Below are 17,259 nucleotides of genomic sequence, written 5' to 3'. Positions count from 1 at the left end.
GCATTGCAAAATATCTATTACTTTATAATGAAGTCTATTTTATTAAAAACCTTTTTTCTTATTCTGTCCGTTGGTATTGTACATTCATTATTGAGTTTTAGCGTTACGCTAAGCGAAAAAATAGCAAATACCAATTGGAGAGAACTTTATAGTAAGCCAACAAATCAATGGCCAAAACCAACTATCGACAAAGGTGTTACTTGGCAAGAATTTGAACCTTTGGATGTAGATACAAGTTATTACGAAAGGATGGATGATCCTAAAGTTATATTAGGGCAGATGCTTTTCTTTGATCCAAAACTTTCAGGTTCTAATCAGGTTTCCTGTAGTAGCTGCCATGATCCAGAACTGGCTTGGGGAGATGGTAGAGAAGTATCTTTGGGAAATGATCATTTGCAAGGCAAGCGCAATACACCGTCTTTATATAATATTAATGCACGAAAATCATTCTTTTGGGATGGTCGCGCAACAACGTTAGAAGAGCAAGCGCAAGGACCAATTACGGCACATCATGAAATGAATATGGATGCTAAAAGTCTGGCTAAAAAGATAAAAAATGTTAAAGGCTACGCCGTTTTATTCCAAAATGCCTACGGAAACGCTGATGTTACTTATGATAAAATCTTACAATCATTGGCAACTTTCCAAAAAACAATACTGAGTAAAAGAAGCCGATTTGATGCTTTTATTGATGGAGATTACAGTCAATTATCTGATCAGGAAATACAAGGGTTGCATCTTTTCCGTACCAAAGCACGTTGTATGAATTGCCATTCAGGGAAATATTTTACCGATGAATCATTCCACAATATAGGACTTACCTATTATAAGAGAGACTATGAAGATTTAGGGCTCTATCATATTACTAAAAAGGCAGAAGATGTCGGGAAATTCCGAACGCCTTCACTTCGCGATGTCATGCACACAGGGCCATGGATGCATAATGGTTTGTTTGATAATATGACAGGTATTGTTAATATATACAATAGCGGAATGCACATGATAGATCCAGATGAAAGCGAGAAAGCTGCAGATCCTTTATTCCCGCAAACAGATGTATTGTTACAACCGCTAAATCTAGATGATGATGAGATTGTAGCCTTGGTTTCTTTCATTAAAACCTTATCAGGAAGACAATATAAAATGGAGCGTCCACAGATACCGAGGTAAATATAATGGCATAAAATTAAAATTATCCAGTTTGTTATTTGTAGTATAAATACTTATATATTAGCGTTTGTAAAAAAGCAAGTTATGTGATGTAAAATCATTTATAATTTGCTTTTTTTATCATTAACTAACTAAATTAAGTAGCAATACTATCTAAAGAAAACAATGAAAAGACTGAAATTACTGGCTATTATCTTTCTATTATTTGGAAAAAATATAAATGCTCAAAATAAAATCGATGACATTTTTAAATTAAAAATCGAGCAATCTCTAATTTCTCGAGGAGATAATTTTCCTGATTTTAAAACGAAGAAAGACAGTTTAGATATATTTTTATTTGCGCTGCATAAAGGTTTTTCACCAGCTGATTTTCAGAAGTACACGAAGTTTAGTGACGAAAAAATGACGAGTTTAATTACCTTGTTAGAATCTAAAAATTGGCTTCATAAAATTAATAATCAGTATAAACCAACTGTTTTTATTACCGATGCAAAAGATGGAGAACTGCTTTATAAATATGCAAAACCAATTTCGGAAAAAATAACCAAATCAATAATTAAGAATTTAGCCGAAATAAAGCAGCAATTTGGTAAAACAGAGATTTCAAAAACACAAGATTTCCAAAAATGGTCATTCCTTATTTTAAGTAATGTGCTATTAGATTCCTGGCAAATTAATGATGTCGAAAAAGGATTTCTTAAGCAAGAAGATAGGCCTTTAAGACACGGAAATCATTACTATTACAGAATCAGCGAAAATACAAATGCAAAAACAGAATCTTTTGGAATTTATGGAAATCAGTCAGAACAAATAGATGGCAAAGATGTTTGTGTTTACGGAAATAACAGACTTCATGTGCAAACAAATTCATTCGGAAATTTAGTTTCTAAATCAGACAATATTTTGTTTGAAGAAATAGCTAAAAACTATTTACCAGACTTATTAAAGATTCTGGAGAGCGAAAGAGAATACAGTAAAAAGATTTACACTAAATTAGGTTATGATAAGGAAATATCTTTCGAGGAATTTTTTATTTGGTGGTATCATTTTATCTATACACAAGCAACAGACGAAATGCATAAAAAAGGAGTTTTATCTATTCCAGCTGATGGGAATTTTGATTACGTAATAGAAGAATAAATGATTAAAACTTAAATTTGTATGAAAGGGAGATTTTGTACAAATTTAAGTTCTAATATTATTTTTGTTTGATAAAACTCCCTATCCCTTTCATTTTGAATGCATAACCTTATCATTTTGATAGGTATTATAAATTAAACAGCAATATTAATTATTTAATTTATTGGTATTTAGTGCTTTAATTTATTTTTGATTGCTTTGGCATACAGTTTGCACACTTTGATTCCTAATATTATGAATTAAAATTAAAAAACATGAAAGCAAATAAAACAAGAAAAAAAGATTTGACAGAGCTAGACATATCAGAAAAATCGATGAAGAGAAAAGACAGAATTATTAACTCAATAGTGTTTGCTGTGGTTTCCTTTATTGCTATTATGATGATTTCTAAAATAGTGTAGTACTATTTAATTATTATAATTTTTAGCAATTGTTAGATTTGCTTTTTTTGTCTTATTCGGAATTTTATTAAACTATAATAAAAGGGTTATAAAATAGTAAAGCCTCAGATTTCGCTGAAGCTTTACTGCACCCCTCACAGGACAATTTTGGAATTGTTTTATTGATTATTTTGTTTTATTAAACATATAACGGGCAATTTTCCATTCTCCATTTTCTTTTGCCAATACAAATAACTCCCTGTTTTCTTCAGGAACAGTTTGTCCATTAGCGTGAATTAATGTTGTGCCTTTTGAGTTTGTTACTGCATAAGCAATATCTCCACTAATGTTTATTTCTTCAATAAAGAACTCAATATTTAATTGTATTGATTTAAATACAAAATCATAGGAATCTTTTAATTGTTGTTGGCCTTTTGCAGTTGGGGCAGAGGTTGGCATAAATACACCATCTTGAGTGTATAATGACAAAACTTTAGATACATCTGATGTGTTTAAGGCATCACGATAAGAGAAAAATAATTTTTCTATGGCTGTTTTTTCTGCTGTTGTATTCATTTCTACTTGTTTTAAATTATTTGTTACGGATTTGTTTTCTGTTTGTTTTTGACAACTTGCCATCAGCAAGAGCAAAGAAATTGGGATTAGTATTTTTTTCATTTTATAATGCTTTAATTACATTACAAAGTTGAGGTAAACAGAAGAGTAACACTTATAAACAAGTTTAAGAAATACCCTTAAACTATATTAAGGGTAAATTACTTTTTAGTAATATTATTGCGGATTTTACTCAGGAATTCAGGAGTTATACCAAGATAAGAAGCTATTTGAGTATTAGGAATTCGGTTAGAAAGTTTCGGGTATTGACCCAGAAAAGTCTGATATCTTTCTTCGGCAGTAGAACTAATATTTTGTAGAACCCTATTTTCGAGTTCAATAAATTTGTCTTCGATAATAACTCTAAAATTTCGGTCAAATTTCGGAAAATGAGTATAGAGATATAAAAGGTTTGATTTTTCTATTTGCAAAATAACAGCTGGTTCCATAGCTTCGATATAAAGTCGGCTTGGTTGTTCAGAATGAAAACTACCAATGTCAGTAATCCATTCATTTTCTGAAGCAAATTGAATGTTATGTTCCGTTCCGTTTTTATCAACAGCATACATTTTAAAAAGTCCAGAAATAACAAAAGTATAATGCCTGCAAACATCATTTTCCTGAAGTATAAATTGTCTTCGTTTGATGTTTCTTTCAATCACACGATTACTCAATTCTTCCTTTTCCTTGCTGTCAAGAGGAAGATAATTATCAAAATGCGATATGAGTATATCTATGTTCACTATGTTTTTTAAAAGCTAATATAAAGCTAATTTACTACAAGTAATAAATTTTTCAGCAACGATTTAGCAACATTATCTTTTGATCAGTCATAAAATACTATTCTATAAAAAAAGCTTCAGATTTCTCTGAAGCTTTGCTTAATGTTATATGTAAGTTCTATAATGACAAAACAGAATAGACTTTGTAAGAGTGTAAAAAAAGATACTTAAAAATTAGTATTTACTTTTTTAGAGCGATCAGCAATGTATGACATAAGCCAAGTTACTTGTCCGTCTTTTACAAAGTATATTTTCTTTTTCTCTAGATTTGGAATACTTTCCAGGCAAGTTACTAGTATATTGTTTGCTGAAATAAGGTATCGTTGATCGTATGTAGTCAAAACTCTAGCAGCTTCTTTATTCGTTTTAGCATAGGTAGTAAACTTACCGAAATTATTTTTCAGGATTGCATCATAATTCATAACGTCCTCCAATGTAAAAGAAATATAATGATCTTTAGTGTTTTCATCATAATAAAGAGCTGAAAACGCCCAGACAGCTCCTCCGGATAAATAAATCTTTTCCTTTTTTAATAAAAGAGGATTTGCATCAAGCAATTGTTTTATCTTCTTACGCAGAATTGGGTTAAAATCAAAAGCCTTTTCCTGATAGGTTGACATATCATTAGCTTGACTTTGATTTACAACCGTTTTTTTAACAGCATCGGTAAGTGTCATTGTACCGAAATCAAGCTCCAAAGGAATAAACTCTAATCTGTTATCTCCAATCTCATCAATGTATCCACCTTTAGTAGTTTGGGCACCAATATCGAGGAGCAGAGCGTTAGAATAATCAACAGGTGGTATAGCACCTTTAACTAGTATTTTAGCTTCTTCGTCAACATTAATTATATCAAAACTTTTGCTAGTTAAAGTAGAAATTCTATTTCTTAAAACGTCAATGTTGCGAGCAGATGAAAAAGCAGGAGCAGCAACTATAAAAATATTTTCTTCGGGAATTTTAAATTTCGCTCTTATTTCTCTCAGTTGACTAAGAACTATATTGCTAGTTTTATTAATGTCGTCCTGAGGAAGCTCTCCGTAAGTAGAAATATGTTCGGCAAGGTTAATTCTTTCATTCGAGAAATGGAGAATTGTATAGTCTGCTTTCTTAATATTATTTATCTCTACAACAGAAGTTTTTATTGCTCTACGTCCGATTTCAATTCCTGCGTAAATGTTTTTTTGAGAAAATGAATTGATGGAAAAAAATAAACTTAAAAGGGTAAAAATTAGAATTTGGGTTGTGTGTTTTTTAAGCATTGGATTTAATTACTGTTATAATTTAATGAATAAAGATTGTGAGGGAATTGTTTGTTGTTTTGTTTGTAAATTAGATATTTGAATTGTGAGTAATATTTTTTTAGTGTAAATAATTTAAAGACTACAGAAGTGGACTTCTCAAGGTTAATATATCTTTTATATTAACAATAAAGTAAAAGGATCTCATGATTAGTTGCTTATATATAAGTGACAAAATGATAGAGTATTTGGTTACTAAGTCTTAAATACTGTGAAGTAAAAACTATTAAATACAAGGCCACAAATTTATAAAAACATTTATTAGAACAAACTCAGTTATTAGGAAAATATATTATTAAATTGTTAATACACTCGCATATTATTTTATATTTCTAATGTGTTGAAAAAGAGTGATAAGCAAATGGGATTTATTTAGAAAAGAGAAATAATGACTCATTTAGGGAAGTGTTTCTATATAAAAATGCATTAGGATTCCTGTATCTGTACAACTTTTCGTATTTTATAAAATCTATAAAAATCTCATAACCTTTGTTATAGTTCTTAGAAATTACAAAAAAGAGATAAGTTTAGGAATGCGAGATTATAATTTTGATTTCTTACTTGGCATTAATATCTACTATAAAAAACGTAATGTCTAATGTTTCCTTAAAATATATATAAGGCTTAATGATTCGTAGGATAAATATTATATATTTGACAAAAAAATAAGGCAAACCTTTGTAAATCTATCTTAATTTAGAGGTAAGCATAAGGTTTACTGCGCCATTATTAAGTAATATCAATTAAGCAAAGGCAAATTTTACATTTACAAGAAATAAGATGAAAAATAATATAAAAAAAATCGTTGTAATATTAAGTGCGATACGACTTTTACCTCATATTCTTTTGTTTAATTTTCATGGGAATAAAAAAGTAATACATTATGATGTCGAACGTTGGTTGAAGATAACTAATTCAGGTAGTAATACTCAATTTGGTTTCCTAACACTTATGACATTTTACCCAGAATATAGAAACGTTTTTTATGTAAGAGTAGGGAAAATTTCTTTTTTAATAAATTGGATGTGTCCGAAGATGAATACACTATTTATTTTGACAAAAAATATTGGGCCAGGGTTATTTATCCAGCATGGTTTTGCAACAATAATATCTGCTAAATCTATTGGACGCGATTGTTGGATTAATCAACAAGTAACTATTGGATTTTCAAATGCTACAGATAGTCCTGAATTAGGAGATAACGTAACAATTAATGCAGGTGCTAAAATAATTGGAAAAGTTAAAATGGGAAATAACTCTAAGGCTGGAGCAAACGCTGTAGTTGTAAAAAATGTTCCTGAGAATTGTACCGTAATTGGTGTTCCTGCATATATTATTAGGAGAGATGGAGTCCGAGTGAAGGAAGAATTGTAAATATCACTAGTAATATCAAAAGTTCTAAAAAAGAAAGCTTCAGAGAGATCTGAAGCTTTCTTTAGATTAAATCAATTAATTCACCTTTAGTTTCTGCTAATTGGCCATGTGGTAAATTGCCTTTTTTATATTCTAACCACAGCGAATTTAACCAGTAATCATTATGTTTAATTTCTAATGACTGTAATATTAAGCCAAAATCATCAGATACGTAGGAAGATAAATCAGGATGATTTGTTATAGAATATACGAGTTTAAAAACTTTTTCTCTTAAGCTGTGGCTACTAGTTTTGTCTATTTTACTTTCACTAACTTTTACTTTGATGATATCAAATATTTCCATCCATTTTTCAGAAAAATAGTCTTCGTCTCTTTCATCTAAAATCATGTCAAAATCATCTTCAGTATAATTCGACAGTACAAGAGGTAAATTGTTCTCAATAAAAAAGTTTAGCTTTTCTAAAATTTGCTCCATTTTACTATTATTTATTATTAATGCAGTCCTTTTTTTGTGTTGATTTAACTGCAAAGATTTATAAAGCTATTGATTAAATTTTGTAAACCTTTGTGTTATCTATTCTCTAAAGAGTGCAGTTTTTATTTCTTTAAAGTAAATATAAACAAAAAAGCTTCAGATTTCTCTGAAGCTTTTTCTTAGTAGCCCGTAGCGGAATCGAACCGCTCTTACATGGATGAAAACCATGCGTCCTAACCGATAGACGAACGGGCCTACTTTGCTATTGCGGGTGCAAAAATACAATCAATTTTAAAATACACAATAGTTTTTTCGAAAAACTTTTTTTGGTTACACTGAAAAGAGCATTGTTAGAAATCATCAATCGTAAACAGAATTGAGTTAATTAAAATGTATTTATTTGATTAATAATTGGTTGTTTTGTTTTTGAAAAGAACGAATAGGTTTTTTCTCTTCTTTATATTAAAATGTTAAATTTTATTAAGAATGATAAATATTTACTTTTGAGAGATTATTCTTGTAGTTTTTCTGTTGATTTTTTGAAAAAATGCCTGTTATTGGAAGTGTTTTAATGAGATATAATGTGAATATTACTGACTTTGCACATTTTTTTGTTATTGTGAATGATGATTGCGATAAGATGCACTGGTTTTGTTTAAGCAATAGAGCAGTGATGGATAATGTAAATGCAAATGGCGATACTTGTAATAGATTGCCTTTGTCGGAATTTAATTTATGTTATAGAATTATATACTTACTGATATTCCTACTCAGAATTGAAGTTATACGCATGTTAAATAACAATTAGATGATTAATCTCCGACAAACTATGTTCAAATCATTCTATAAGTTGGTAGCGTAAATTTAGAATGTTCTAATATTTTAGAGGCAAACAAACAGATGCGACTGCATCTCAAATAAATCTACTGTGTATTTTAGGCTTTTTTTATAAACATCAAATAGCTAGTGTTTCTAGAATTAGATTAAAATAGATTTATTTATGGATAATATAATATAATTATGAATTTAAAAAAAAATGTTCTTTTGCTGTTAAAAATTTATGATGAAAAATCTTTCTGGAAAGGCATTAAAAATTTCTACTATAATTGTATTATTTGTATTATTTGGGATATTGGGGTATTCTTACAATCAATATGTATATGCTCAAACAGTAGCTAATGATTTAAAAGTAGAAAAAATAGAACTGGTAAAGAATTTAATAGAATCAAAAAAAGAACTTGAAACTGCTATTTCCGAAAATATTTATTATAAAGATGAATTGATTAACGAAAAGCAAAAAGTAGAAAATTTATTATATGAAATAAAGAATACTAATGTTGATGCTGTAGTTATAATAAAATATAAAAAAGAAGTACTTCGATTGAAAAGAATTGTTTCTCTTATGCAAAAAGAAAAAATAAAACTATCAAAAATTGCGATATTGTATAAAATGCAAAGAGACAGTACAAAAATGATTTTAGGTAGTGTAAAGAAAAAAAATGACACTCTCATTGCTTGGAATAATTATTTGAAGGAAATACAAAAAAACAGCAACGAAATTGTATTGACTAACCTTGAAGTACAGTCTTTTAAAGAAGAGAGAGGAAAATTTACAGTTACTGATAAAGCAAAAAAAGTAAATATCTTAAAAATTTCTTTTACAATAGTGGGGTTTTTAAATTCGGGGCTTTCTTTGAAAAAAAAATATTATGTTCAGGTTATTGATAGTGAGAATAATATATTGGGTGAAAATAAGGAAATCAAATTTGGAAATTCTGTTTTGAATTACAGTTATATTTCTAATGTAAAATATCCAAATGATTCATTGAAATTTGAACATGAAATTAGAATGAAAGAGTTTAAAAAAGGGATTCATTTTGTTAATATATTTGATAAAGGAAAACTAACAAATAAAGATAAGTTTGTGCTGAGATAGTCCCGTGAACGTAACGAATATAAAAGTTTCAACGAAAGTTTAGAAACAAAAAAAGCTTTAGAGTAATCTGAAGCTTTTTGATTTTACGGGAACAGGACTCAAACCTGTGTTTGCTGCTTTAATTATTAGCATTTGTAAATAGACAGTCATAAATGGAGGAACGTATAAGTCTAGTCATATACGTTCCTATTTTATTGTAAAAACTTCCTGAACTATGCAAATAAAAATAATAAAATATCATGGAAATAGCTGAAACTAAAAAATTAGAGAATCTTAAAAAAATAATGAGTAACATGGAATTTTTTACAAAACTAAACCCCGATGCTAATAATAATTCGCTTAGTGTACCAATAAAATTATCTTCTTATTATGAATTAAATCTAATGGTTTCTTCTTTGCTTAAAACAAGTATTAGTTTACTTAAAAATGATATTTCTTCTGAAATCTCAATTGATTTAATAATCTTACTCGAAATTGCTTTACAGCTTCTTCCTGAGGATGAAATGGAGTTGCTGGATAAGATACGTGAAATAGATAAAAGATAATGTGGGGTTGTAATCTTTCGGACAAAGTGAATAAATAGAAAACTACAGCTGTAAAATGTTGTAATTTCTTGTTTTTTAGAAATTACCAGTTTAAAAGTTTTAGTTGTGTTTTATAGTCAGAATGAGGACGATTGCAAATCCTTGCTATCGAATTTAAGAGATGTTAGTTAGATATAGAAAGAAAAAGACGACAATTGCAGAAATCTATAAAACATAACAATCCAGATTAATTAATTTCGACAAAAAATAATTATTATGAAAAATATTGCCTTTTTATTTTTATTCGCTACCCATTTACTTGAAAGCGGAACTGATTTAAGGTATATTCAATAATTATTAGGTTATCAAAGCAGCAAGACCACCGAAATTTATACCTATGTTAGTAAGAAAAGTATTTAACAAATAAAAGCTTATTTGATGATTTGTGAAATAAAAATCCTATTTTTGAAAAGAAATAATACTGACAATTGTCAGACATAGCGACCCAATTTAGGGTAGATAAGTCGGACGTAGTCAGACATATATACAAGTTAGTGGTTACCTTAAAAAATCGACAATAATGAACATATTTGGAAATAAAAAAAAAGTTGAAATTATAAAAAAATCTATTAATCCTGTTGAGACTATCGAAACAATTAAGACTATTGAAACTATTGAACGTCCACGTATTTGTTGCATTGACATTAATGAAGAATATATCGAACTACTGAAAAAAAATGGCTTTAATATTTATAACGGTTCTTTAGGCTCAAAAGTAAAAGTGCCTAATACTTATAATAACAATAATCATCTTTTACTTTTAAATTATGATTTCCCACCAAACCTTCATGAATTTGATATAGTATTAATAGATTTGGAAGGTTACAAAACAATAGATTATAATTTTAAAGAAAATACAAGAGAAGATCATACAGGAAAAACATCAATTTCTCTCTTAAGTAGCTATCCTGAAACACTTTTTGACCCAAGACCAATTACAAGTAGTCTTTTAAGGGAATATTTAGACAAAATAACTAACCGAAAATTTTTAGTTTTAGCTTTTTCTACTGAATCTTATGAAATTGAATATGAATCAGTTGAAATATCAGAAAATTCAAACCAAAGACAACGTACTGAAAGTCATAATATATACTCTTTTTGGAATCATATTCCAATTTCGACACCAAAATTTGGAAAAGAAATCCACATAAATAATATAGATGCTGATTTTAAATCACTTTTAGAGAAATATAAAACTGACTCAACTTACAGTCAAACATTCTATCATCCAACAAGTTACAAAGGAATGGAATTAGTTAAAGATGAAAACTATTTTCCTTTAATGACTAACATTAATGGTGATATAATTTCTTACTTTGAAATAAAGGAATTTGAAAATTTAATTTTATTACCTCAAATTAAAGAAAAAGGTCTTTTTTTAAACGAATTTTTAACTAAAATTGGTCCCGCAATTTTTTCAGAATTATTCCCTTTTTCAAGCAATTTCGGATGGAAAACCGATAAAGAATATTGGTTACCAAATCATTCTAACTTAATAGTTGAAAAAAATAATCTTCAAAAAGAATATGAAATTAAACTGCAAAAAAGTGATTTAAAAATAGGAGCCAATCAAAAAAAATTCTCTTTTTTACACGACATATTGACTGAAACAGGTGATAATTTGGTAAATGCTCTAATAGAATATTTTAATTGGCTTGAATTTGAAAATATAATAAATTTTGATGAAACAAAAACCGAGTCTAAAATTCTAGAAGAAGATATTCAAATAAAACTAAATGAGGGTATATTAATTATTGAATGTAAAGGAATAGGTGGAACATCAACAGATTCCGATTGCAATCAAATCTCAAAAATAAAACATCGAAGATGTAAAGAAAGAAAGAAATTTGATGTTTATGCTTTATATATTGTAAATCATCAAAGATATCTGCCTCCTCTAAATCGTCAAAATCCACCATTTACATTCAATCAATTGGAAGATGCTCAAAGTGATGAAAGAGGTCTTTTAACTACTTGGCAATTATACAATCTATATTTTGATATTGAAAATAAAATTATATCAAAAACAGAAGCAAGAGATTCAATATTAAAATATGGATTGATTAATTTTAGACCTGCAAATCTTACATATTTATATGAACCTAAAGAGTTTTTTAATGATAATAAAGTATGTATCGTTAATATTAAAGACCTTTTATTAGTAAAAAATCAAGAAGTTTATATTGAAAAAAATGGCATATTCGAAATAGCAAAATTATTAGATATACAATTAAATGGACAGTCTGTTGAAAATTGTAACTGTGGTGAATTAGGATTGAAATTTGATAAAAAAATATATAAGAAATCAACTCTTTGGATAAAAGGCAACCACTAACACACGCTACAAGCAAGCTGGGCATTTGGCTTTATTTGAATATGGTTTTGTATTTTAAAAATTAGTTTTTAACCGAAAGTTTAGGTTTTCTTAATCCCAGCCTACGTGTAGCGCGAGAACGTTAGTGGCAAGCTTTCCGCGAATCTGCAAAAAAGAAACATTTTATCGACACAAAAATGGAAGAAAAAAAACTAATGAAAAGTATAGAAGATAGTTTTAATCGTATGAAAGAATACGACAAAAAGAAATTGATAGCTGATAAAAGAAATAAAACTGAACTTCAAGAGCTTGTTGATTTTGTAAATTCAATTTTTGCTAAATATCAAATTGATGATAGAATTACAAATAAACACATTCGTTTTAATGCAGAATTTATTGGGAATATAGTTAAGGTTGACGACAAAAAACTTTCTCAAATAATCTTTGACAAATATTTCCCAAAACCAATACGAGAATCATACTATCATTATACTTCTTTTGAAGCATTCAAAAGTATTCTTGAGAATAAAAAAATTAGATTATCAAACCTTAATAAGAGATTTAACGACGGAGAATTTTCAACCTTTTACGAAGAGCATGGAATGGATGGTTACAAAAAAGGAGGTTTTACATTAGGTGTTGACCATAGTGAAAAAGCAATCATGTCAAAAATATATTTCTTGTCGCTGACAGGTTCCGGCTATAATTTTGGCGACAACAATTTATGGCGTGATTTCGGCAAAGATGGAGATGGAGTTAGATTAGAATTTAAAATTACACCAAAGACACTTGATTTTAGAGAAATATTTTATTCAACACCTAAAGTTGATAATTCACTTCCAATGTTGAAAGAACTTTTCACAGGAATAAAAGCAAAATATGGGTTACCTTTTAATTTTACTTATTCATCTAAAATAGGTGCATATTATATCAAAGGTATGTTTCAAAACGAAGATGAATTTAGGTTTATAATTAAAACAACAGCAGACGATTACGACGCTTCTAATATTCAATCTGTGACCGTTAACGAAGAAAAAGCTATTGAATATATTGAAGTTGATTTCTTGAATAATTACGCTGACTTTGAGCTATTAACCGTTCAGCCAGGATACAATTGTTCTGATGAAGACATAAAAGAAATTGAAAATATAATTTTAAATTCAGAATTAAGTGCAACTGTAACACCGAAAGCACTTGAAAGCTATTATTAAATACGAAACAGAATAATAAGCCAGCCACTAACAGCTAGTAAGCAATAGTCGGGGATTGGGCTTAATTTGAAGTTGGTTTTGTACTTGGAAAAATAGTGATTATCAGAAATAATAGTTTTACTTAGCCCGACCATCGCCTACTACCAGAACGTTGGCGGTAATATTGCCAAAAAACGGATTCAATCTACCATTCAGCTTAAAATAGATTCTTTTAAATTTAAAATATTTTGACATGAAATTAAAAATACTACTTATTCTAATCATTATCTCTATATTCACTTCATGCAATAGCAATTCTTCTAAAGAGAAAAGCAATGTAATAGAAGGAACTTACGAAGCAACAGAAACTGGACTCGTATCTCAAATTGGGATATGGGTATTTTCGCGAGATGAAATTACTATTTTAATAGGTCATGATTTGAAAAACCCTTTTTCTACTTTAGGCTTGGTAGCAGTTCAAAAATATTATATAAAAGATGATATTATTTATACATGTCTTTGTAACTCTCAAGATTGTTTAGATAAAGGAAAAAACTATGAGAAACTCTGGAAAATTGAAGCAATAAGTCAAACTAACAACAAAAGAACCATTTTACTTACGAATGTTTATAACCCTGCATTTAAAGTAAAACTAGAAAAAGATAAAGGGATTGGTTTAGACGTAAAAAATTGGAATTAGCAAATAAGAATACTACCGCCAACACACGCTACAAGCAAGCTGGGCATTTGGCTTAATTTGAAGGTAGTTTTGTATTTGAAAAATTATTTTTTAACCGAAAGTTTTAGGTCTTCTTAATCCCAGCCTGCGTGTAGCGCGAGAACGTTATGGGCAATTAGACAATAATGGTAAAGCAATGAAAACATGGATGAAATACCCAAAATAGAGGATAAAATAAAGGCTCTGTATTTGTATATTGAAGGTAATGCATCAGACACTGAAGGTGATTCTTGGTATTACGGACATAATCCAATAATAGTTTCTTACATAAATAATTTATCTAAAAAAGATTGCGAAAGATTAGCATCTGAAATTTGGAATTGGAAAGAAGAAATTCTTATAGATTTAGCCGATCCATTTCTTGAAATAAGGAATCCAAATTTGAACGGTTGTTTTTTGTATTGTAAAATCTTTATGGAAATATACGATATTGAAAATGAGGAATATTTACTCGGTAATATACATGTTGTCAATGCTATTCCAAAGGGAAGTCAACCAATGAGTTTTTATATTGAGTTAGAAAATAAAATTACAAAACTAAACGAAAAACTAAAAGGAAACTATAAATATCCTGTCGAGCAAATAAAACTAAAAATCGATACTGAGAACAATTAACTGCCCAAAACAGCTACTACAACGGATTTGGGCAATTGGCTTAATGGAAACTTGGTTTTGTATTTGGGATGATTTGGCAAATCCGAAAAATAGTGCTTAATTTAATCCCAAACCCGCTGTAGCACAGGAACGTTAGCTAACATTGTAAAAAAAAGATTCTCTATGAAAACATTTTTTCCCTTAATTTTATTATTCTTTCTGTCTTGTAATGATAAACAAAAGCAACTGGAAGAAGCGCTTTTAAAAAAAGAAGGACAGGTTGAACTGGATTACTTTCACTTGCTTGATCAAAGTTCTGATAAGAGTTATGGCTTTACTGAATCAAATCCAATTAAGGTAGGAGGTCGTTCTGAAAGTATGGGGCCAAAAAATGAACGAAGATTTTTAAGTGCGTTAAAAGGTCCAAATGGAGAAACAGTTAGATTTTATAGAGAAGGAAGTTGTTGTCTTTTTGAAACTCCTAATGTAGAAAAAGGAATGAAAGGTTCACTTGATACTTATAAAGTATATTGGGAAAATATGACGGATGATACTCTACGAATTTACATAAATATGTACGATAAAGACAGTTTAATGATTCCTGTAGGTTTGACTTCAAAAAATTAACCAAAAGGTTACCTGCTATTTTAAACAAACACTATGCAAATACAACCATTAACATCGAATCAGTCAAGTGAGGAAAATTTATTTGACAGTTTTGTAATCGAAAATCTAAAATCTTTCGATGAACTAATTGAAATTTATAAGACTTATAAACAAAATAATTCTGATAAGACAATAATTTTGACACTTGATGATTTAGGGCAAGCTGAATATACAAGTGGACATTCGATAAATTCAAATGACCTTGACGAAACAGAAGGATATGACTTATCAGGGCTTGATAAATCGTGTTTTGAAGATGGCGAACATTTGGGCTATCTTTCAACACCATCTGAGTTTTTTATTAGAAAGGAGAACTTATTGAAACAAGCAAAAGACATTGACTTCACATCTGTTTGTGAAAGAAAATTAACAATTGACGAAGCTGAAATTTTAATTTTAGAGAAAGTTAATCGAACGCCACTTGATTACTTAGACGAACAGGTAATTCTTAAAATCGTTCCTGTAGAAAAGCCATATGAAGGAATTTGCGGTTTCCCGAATGGTTATTTTGAAAGCGACCTAAATCCTTTTGAAAATTGCGCTTTAGCAAAACACTTATTTGAAAAATACAATTTTGAACTTTTTGGAATAGGTGCTTCACTTTTAGGCTTTTTTAGAAATGAAAAATTGGAAGAAGATAAAGCAAAAGAATTAATTTCAGATTTATCAAAATTATACAACACTAACGAAACAGCATTCGATAAATTCTTTGAAATAATTAAAAGTAATAATTATCTGTTTTTAAAATACTGTGAATACTTGGAAGAATAAAAAAAGTGATCTTCGAAGTGTTCTTATGAGGAGCTATGGCGAATGTCTCCTGACTTCGCACTCGAAATCTAAATCAAGAAGAAAAGTACGTGATTTTTAGTAGTCTAGCTTATGAAAAGTTGTGCAAATGTCAATTGTCTCTACTTATTTACGCTTGGTATAACCTTCGGGAATTTTTAAAGAAAAATCTCTTACTGCGCTATTAGTCTTTTTATTTTGACCATTTACTATTGAAAAAACACTTAATAATATAAAAATTATTGTTTTCATGAGGTACATTTATTTTTGGGAAGGAATGTTTATTATGTATCTTTAAGCAACACAATCATAAAACCCGCTTTTAATCTTTTCCAACAATTTTTTCACTAATTTACGATAGAACCTATTACTTTGTCTAGCGGCTTTTTTACTTTGAAAAGAAATTGAGTAAGTACCGGTCACTGTACCGAGATTAATTTCATAGCAGTTTTTATCTGTAATTAAAATCTTTCGGGTTTTAATAAAGTCTCCTTGAATAATTAATACGTCAGTTTCTTTTGCTTCAATTTCAAATTTGCCATCATCGTCTGTTTTTGTCTTTCTATCCGTTCCTATTATTTCAATAGGAACTTCAACAGCTGGTAAAGGAATGCTTGCATATTCGGAGTTATCAAAAACAAACCCTCTGATTAATTTATTTTTTGGTGCTGCTTCTTGTCCAAAAGACAGAAGCGTCAAATGGCAAAGCAAAAGGCAAATAACTTTTTTCATATGTTTTTTTGTAATTAATGCTGTTAAATCTAAGTTTTTTTGTTTTAAAAAGATTAGAAATTTTATCTAAGATGAAGCACTAAAGAAATTGATCGCCAAACTAAAAATAAAAAATACAATTGAAACCTCAGATTTTCTTTGATAATATTATAGATGTTATAAAATTGAAAAAGGTTGGGAAGGAATAAAAAAACAAAAAAGCTCCAAATTTCTCTGAAGCTTTTTCTTAGTAGCGGGAACAGGGCTCGAACCTTTGTCCGCCGCGGCGGATATGGGCCTGATAGCTTAGATTTTGTAATAAAAAAAAGCTCCAGATTTCTCTGAAGTTTTTTTTCTTAGTAGCCACGCCCGAACTAATGTCGAACTTTTTTGTAGAGGATTTAGAAAAGTTCTTAAACATTCCTATCAATAGAAATGTATCGTAGAGTTATCATCATATGGCAAATTTAATGCAGTTAGACATATTTGTATAAGGAAT

18 protein-coding genes and 1 tRNA gene are annotated in these 17,259 nt (G+C 29.0%); 12 read left to right on the top strand and 7 right to left on the bottom strand.

Going from position 1 to position 17,259, the window contains the following annotated elements; translation table 11 throughout:
• The first annotated feature begins 27 nt into the window (after positions 1-27).
• The 3 genes from AC3IPI_RS00740 (at position 28) to AC3IPI_RS00730 (ending at position 2,711) form a co-directional block, all read left to right on the top strand.
• Positions 28-1,170 (top strand): cytochrome-c peroxidase, encoded by a 1,143-nt coding sequence (locus AC3IPI_RS00740; protein ID WP_489156480.1) that lies wholly within the window; start codon positions 28-30, stop codon positions 1,168-1,170.
• 165 nt (positions 1,171-1,335) lie between these two features.
• Positions 1,336-2,310 (top strand): hypothetical protein, encoded by a 975-nt coding sequence (locus AC3IPI_RS00735; RefSeq protein ID WP_489156478.1) that lies wholly within the window; start codon positions 1,336-1,338, stop codon positions 2,308-2,310.
• A 254-nt stretch (positions 2,311-2,564) separates the two neighbouring features.
• Positions 2,565-2,711 carry a hypothetical protein gene (locus AC3IPI_RS00730; RefSeq protein WP_165572306.1) on the top strand — a complete coding sequence of 49 codons (147 nt, stop codon included), beginning with the start codon at positions 2,565-2,567 and terminating at the stop codon, positions 2,709-2,711.
• A 165-nt stretch (positions 2,712-2,876) separates the two neighbouring features.
• Here AC3IPI_RS00730 and AC3IPI_RS00725 read toward each other — a convergent pair whose 3' ends face one another.
• From AC3IPI_RS00725 to AC3IPI_RS00715, 3 genes are all read right to left on the bottom strand, one after another.
• Positions 2,877-3,368: a YybH family protein gene (locus tag AC3IPI_RS00725; protein ID WP_489156476.1), complete on the bottom strand. Its 492-nt coding sequence runs from the start codon at positions 3,366-3,368 to the stop codon at positions 2,877-2,879.
• A gap of 98 nt (positions 3,369-3,466) precedes the next feature.
• Positions 3,467-4,048 carry a Crp/Fnr family transcriptional regulator gene (locus AC3IPI_RS00720; RefSeq protein ID WP_039118762.1) on the bottom strand — a complete coding sequence of 194 codons (582 nt, stop codon included), beginning with the start codon at positions 4,046-4,048 and terminating at the stop codon, positions 3,467-3,469.
• Between the two features lie 206 nt (positions 4,049-4,254).
• A complete protein-coding gene (locus AC3IPI_RS00715; RefSeq protein ID WP_039111468.1) occupies positions 4,255-5,349 on the bottom strand; it encodes a Ppx/GppA phosphatase family protein in 1,095 nt (364 codons plus the stop codon).
• Positions 5,350-6,168: 819 nt separating this feature from the next.
• Here AC3IPI_RS00715 and AC3IPI_RS00710 point away from each other — a divergent pair.
• Positions 6,169-6,762 (top strand): serine O-acetyltransferase, encoded by a 594-nt coding sequence (locus AC3IPI_RS00710; protein ID WP_323488827.1) that lies wholly within the window; start codon positions 6,169-6,171, stop codon positions 6,760-6,762.
• Between the two features lie 61 nt (positions 6,763-6,823).
• Here the strand turns inward: AC3IPI_RS00710 and AC3IPI_RS00705 are convergent, their stop codons facing one another.
• Together AC3IPI_RS00705 and AC3IPI_RS00700 are read right to left on the bottom strand one after the other, a co-directional pair.
• A complete protein-coding gene (locus AC3IPI_RS00705; protein WP_052259339.1) occupies positions 6,824-7,237 on the bottom strand; it encodes a hypothetical protein in 414 nt (137 codons plus the stop codon).
• A gap of 183 nt (positions 7,238-7,420) precedes the next feature.
• A tRNA-Glu gene (locus AC3IPI_RS00700) sits at positions 7,421-7,492 on the bottom strand.
• Between the two features lie 805 nt (positions 7,493-8,297).
• On the opposite strand from AC3IPI_RS00700, the gene AC3IPI_RS00695 reads away from it, so the two are divergent.
• From AC3IPI_RS00695 to AC3IPI_RS00660, 8 genes are all read left to right on the top strand, one after another.
• Positions 8,298-9,173 carry a hypothetical protein gene (locus tag AC3IPI_RS00695; protein ID WP_489156473.1) on the top strand — a complete coding sequence of 292 codons (876 nt, stop codon included), beginning with the start codon at positions 8,298-8,300 and terminating at the stop codon, positions 9,171-9,173.
• A 239-nt stretch (positions 9,174-9,412) separates the two neighbouring features.
• Positions 9,413-9,718 (top strand): hypothetical protein, encoded by a 306-nt coding sequence (locus tag AC3IPI_RS00690; RefSeq protein ID WP_489156471.1) that lies wholly within the window; start codon positions 9,413-9,415, stop codon positions 9,716-9,718.
• A 559-nt stretch (positions 9,719-10,277) separates the two neighbouring features.
• Positions 10,278-12,092, top strand: coding sequence for a hypothetical protein (locus AC3IPI_RS00685; RefSeq protein WP_489156470.1), 1,815 nt, complete (start codon positions 10,278-10,280; stop codon positions 12,090-12,092).
• 176 nt (positions 12,093-12,268) lie between these two features.
• Positions 12,269-13,282: a hypothetical protein gene (locus AC3IPI_RS00680; RefSeq protein WP_489156468.1), complete on the top strand. Its 1,014-nt coding sequence runs from the start codon at positions 12,269-12,271 to the stop codon at positions 13,280-13,282.
• A gap of 232 nt (positions 13,283-13,514) precedes the next feature.
• Positions 13,515-13,961: a hypothetical protein gene (locus AC3IPI_RS00675; protein WP_489156466.1), complete on the top strand. Its 447-nt coding sequence runs from the start codon at positions 13,515-13,517 to the stop codon at positions 13,959-13,961.
• A 183-nt stretch (positions 13,962-14,144) separates the two neighbouring features.
• Positions 14,145-14,615, top strand: coding sequence for a hypothetical protein (locus AC3IPI_RS00670; protein WP_489156464.1), 471 nt, complete (start codon positions 14,145-14,147; stop codon positions 14,613-14,615).
• A gap of 162 nt (positions 14,616-14,777) precedes the next feature.
• The gene (locus AC3IPI_RS00665) at positions 14,778-15,221 is read left to right on the top strand and encodes a 2-dehydro-3-deoxyphosphooctonate aldolase (protein ID WP_489156462.1); all 444 of its coding nucleotides are present in this window, start codon (positions 14,778-14,780) and stop codon (positions 15,219-15,221) included.
• Between the two features lie 33 nt (positions 15,222-15,254).
• Positions 15,255-16,031 (top strand): hypothetical protein, encoded by a 777-nt coding sequence (locus AC3IPI_RS00660; RefSeq protein ID WP_489156460.1) that lies wholly within the window; start codon positions 15,255-15,257, stop codon positions 16,029-16,031.
• A gap of 144 nt (positions 16,032-16,175) precedes the next feature.
• On the opposite strand, the gene AC3IPI_RS00655 is transcribed toward AC3IPI_RS00660, so the two are convergent.
• Both AC3IPI_RS00655 and AC3IPI_RS00650 read right to left on the bottom strand, forming a co-directional pair.
• Positions 16,176-16,301, bottom strand: a complete 126-nt coding sequence (locus tag AC3IPI_RS00655; protein ID WP_489156458.1) for a hypothetical protein — start codon at positions 16,299-16,301, stop codon at positions 16,176-16,178.
• A gap of 42 nt (positions 16,302-16,343) precedes the next feature.
• Entirely contained in the window at positions 16,344-16,781 is a 438-nt protein-coding gene (locus AC3IPI_RS00650; RefSeq protein ID WP_489156456.1) for a hypothetical protein, read from the bottom strand.
• Positions 16,782-17,259 lie beyond the last annotated feature (478 nt).

This window comes from Flavobacterium sp. GL_143, assembly GCF_057834355.1.
Note: the sequence above shows the minus strand (reverse complement) of the source record. Positions and strands in the feature narration are given on the sequence as shown.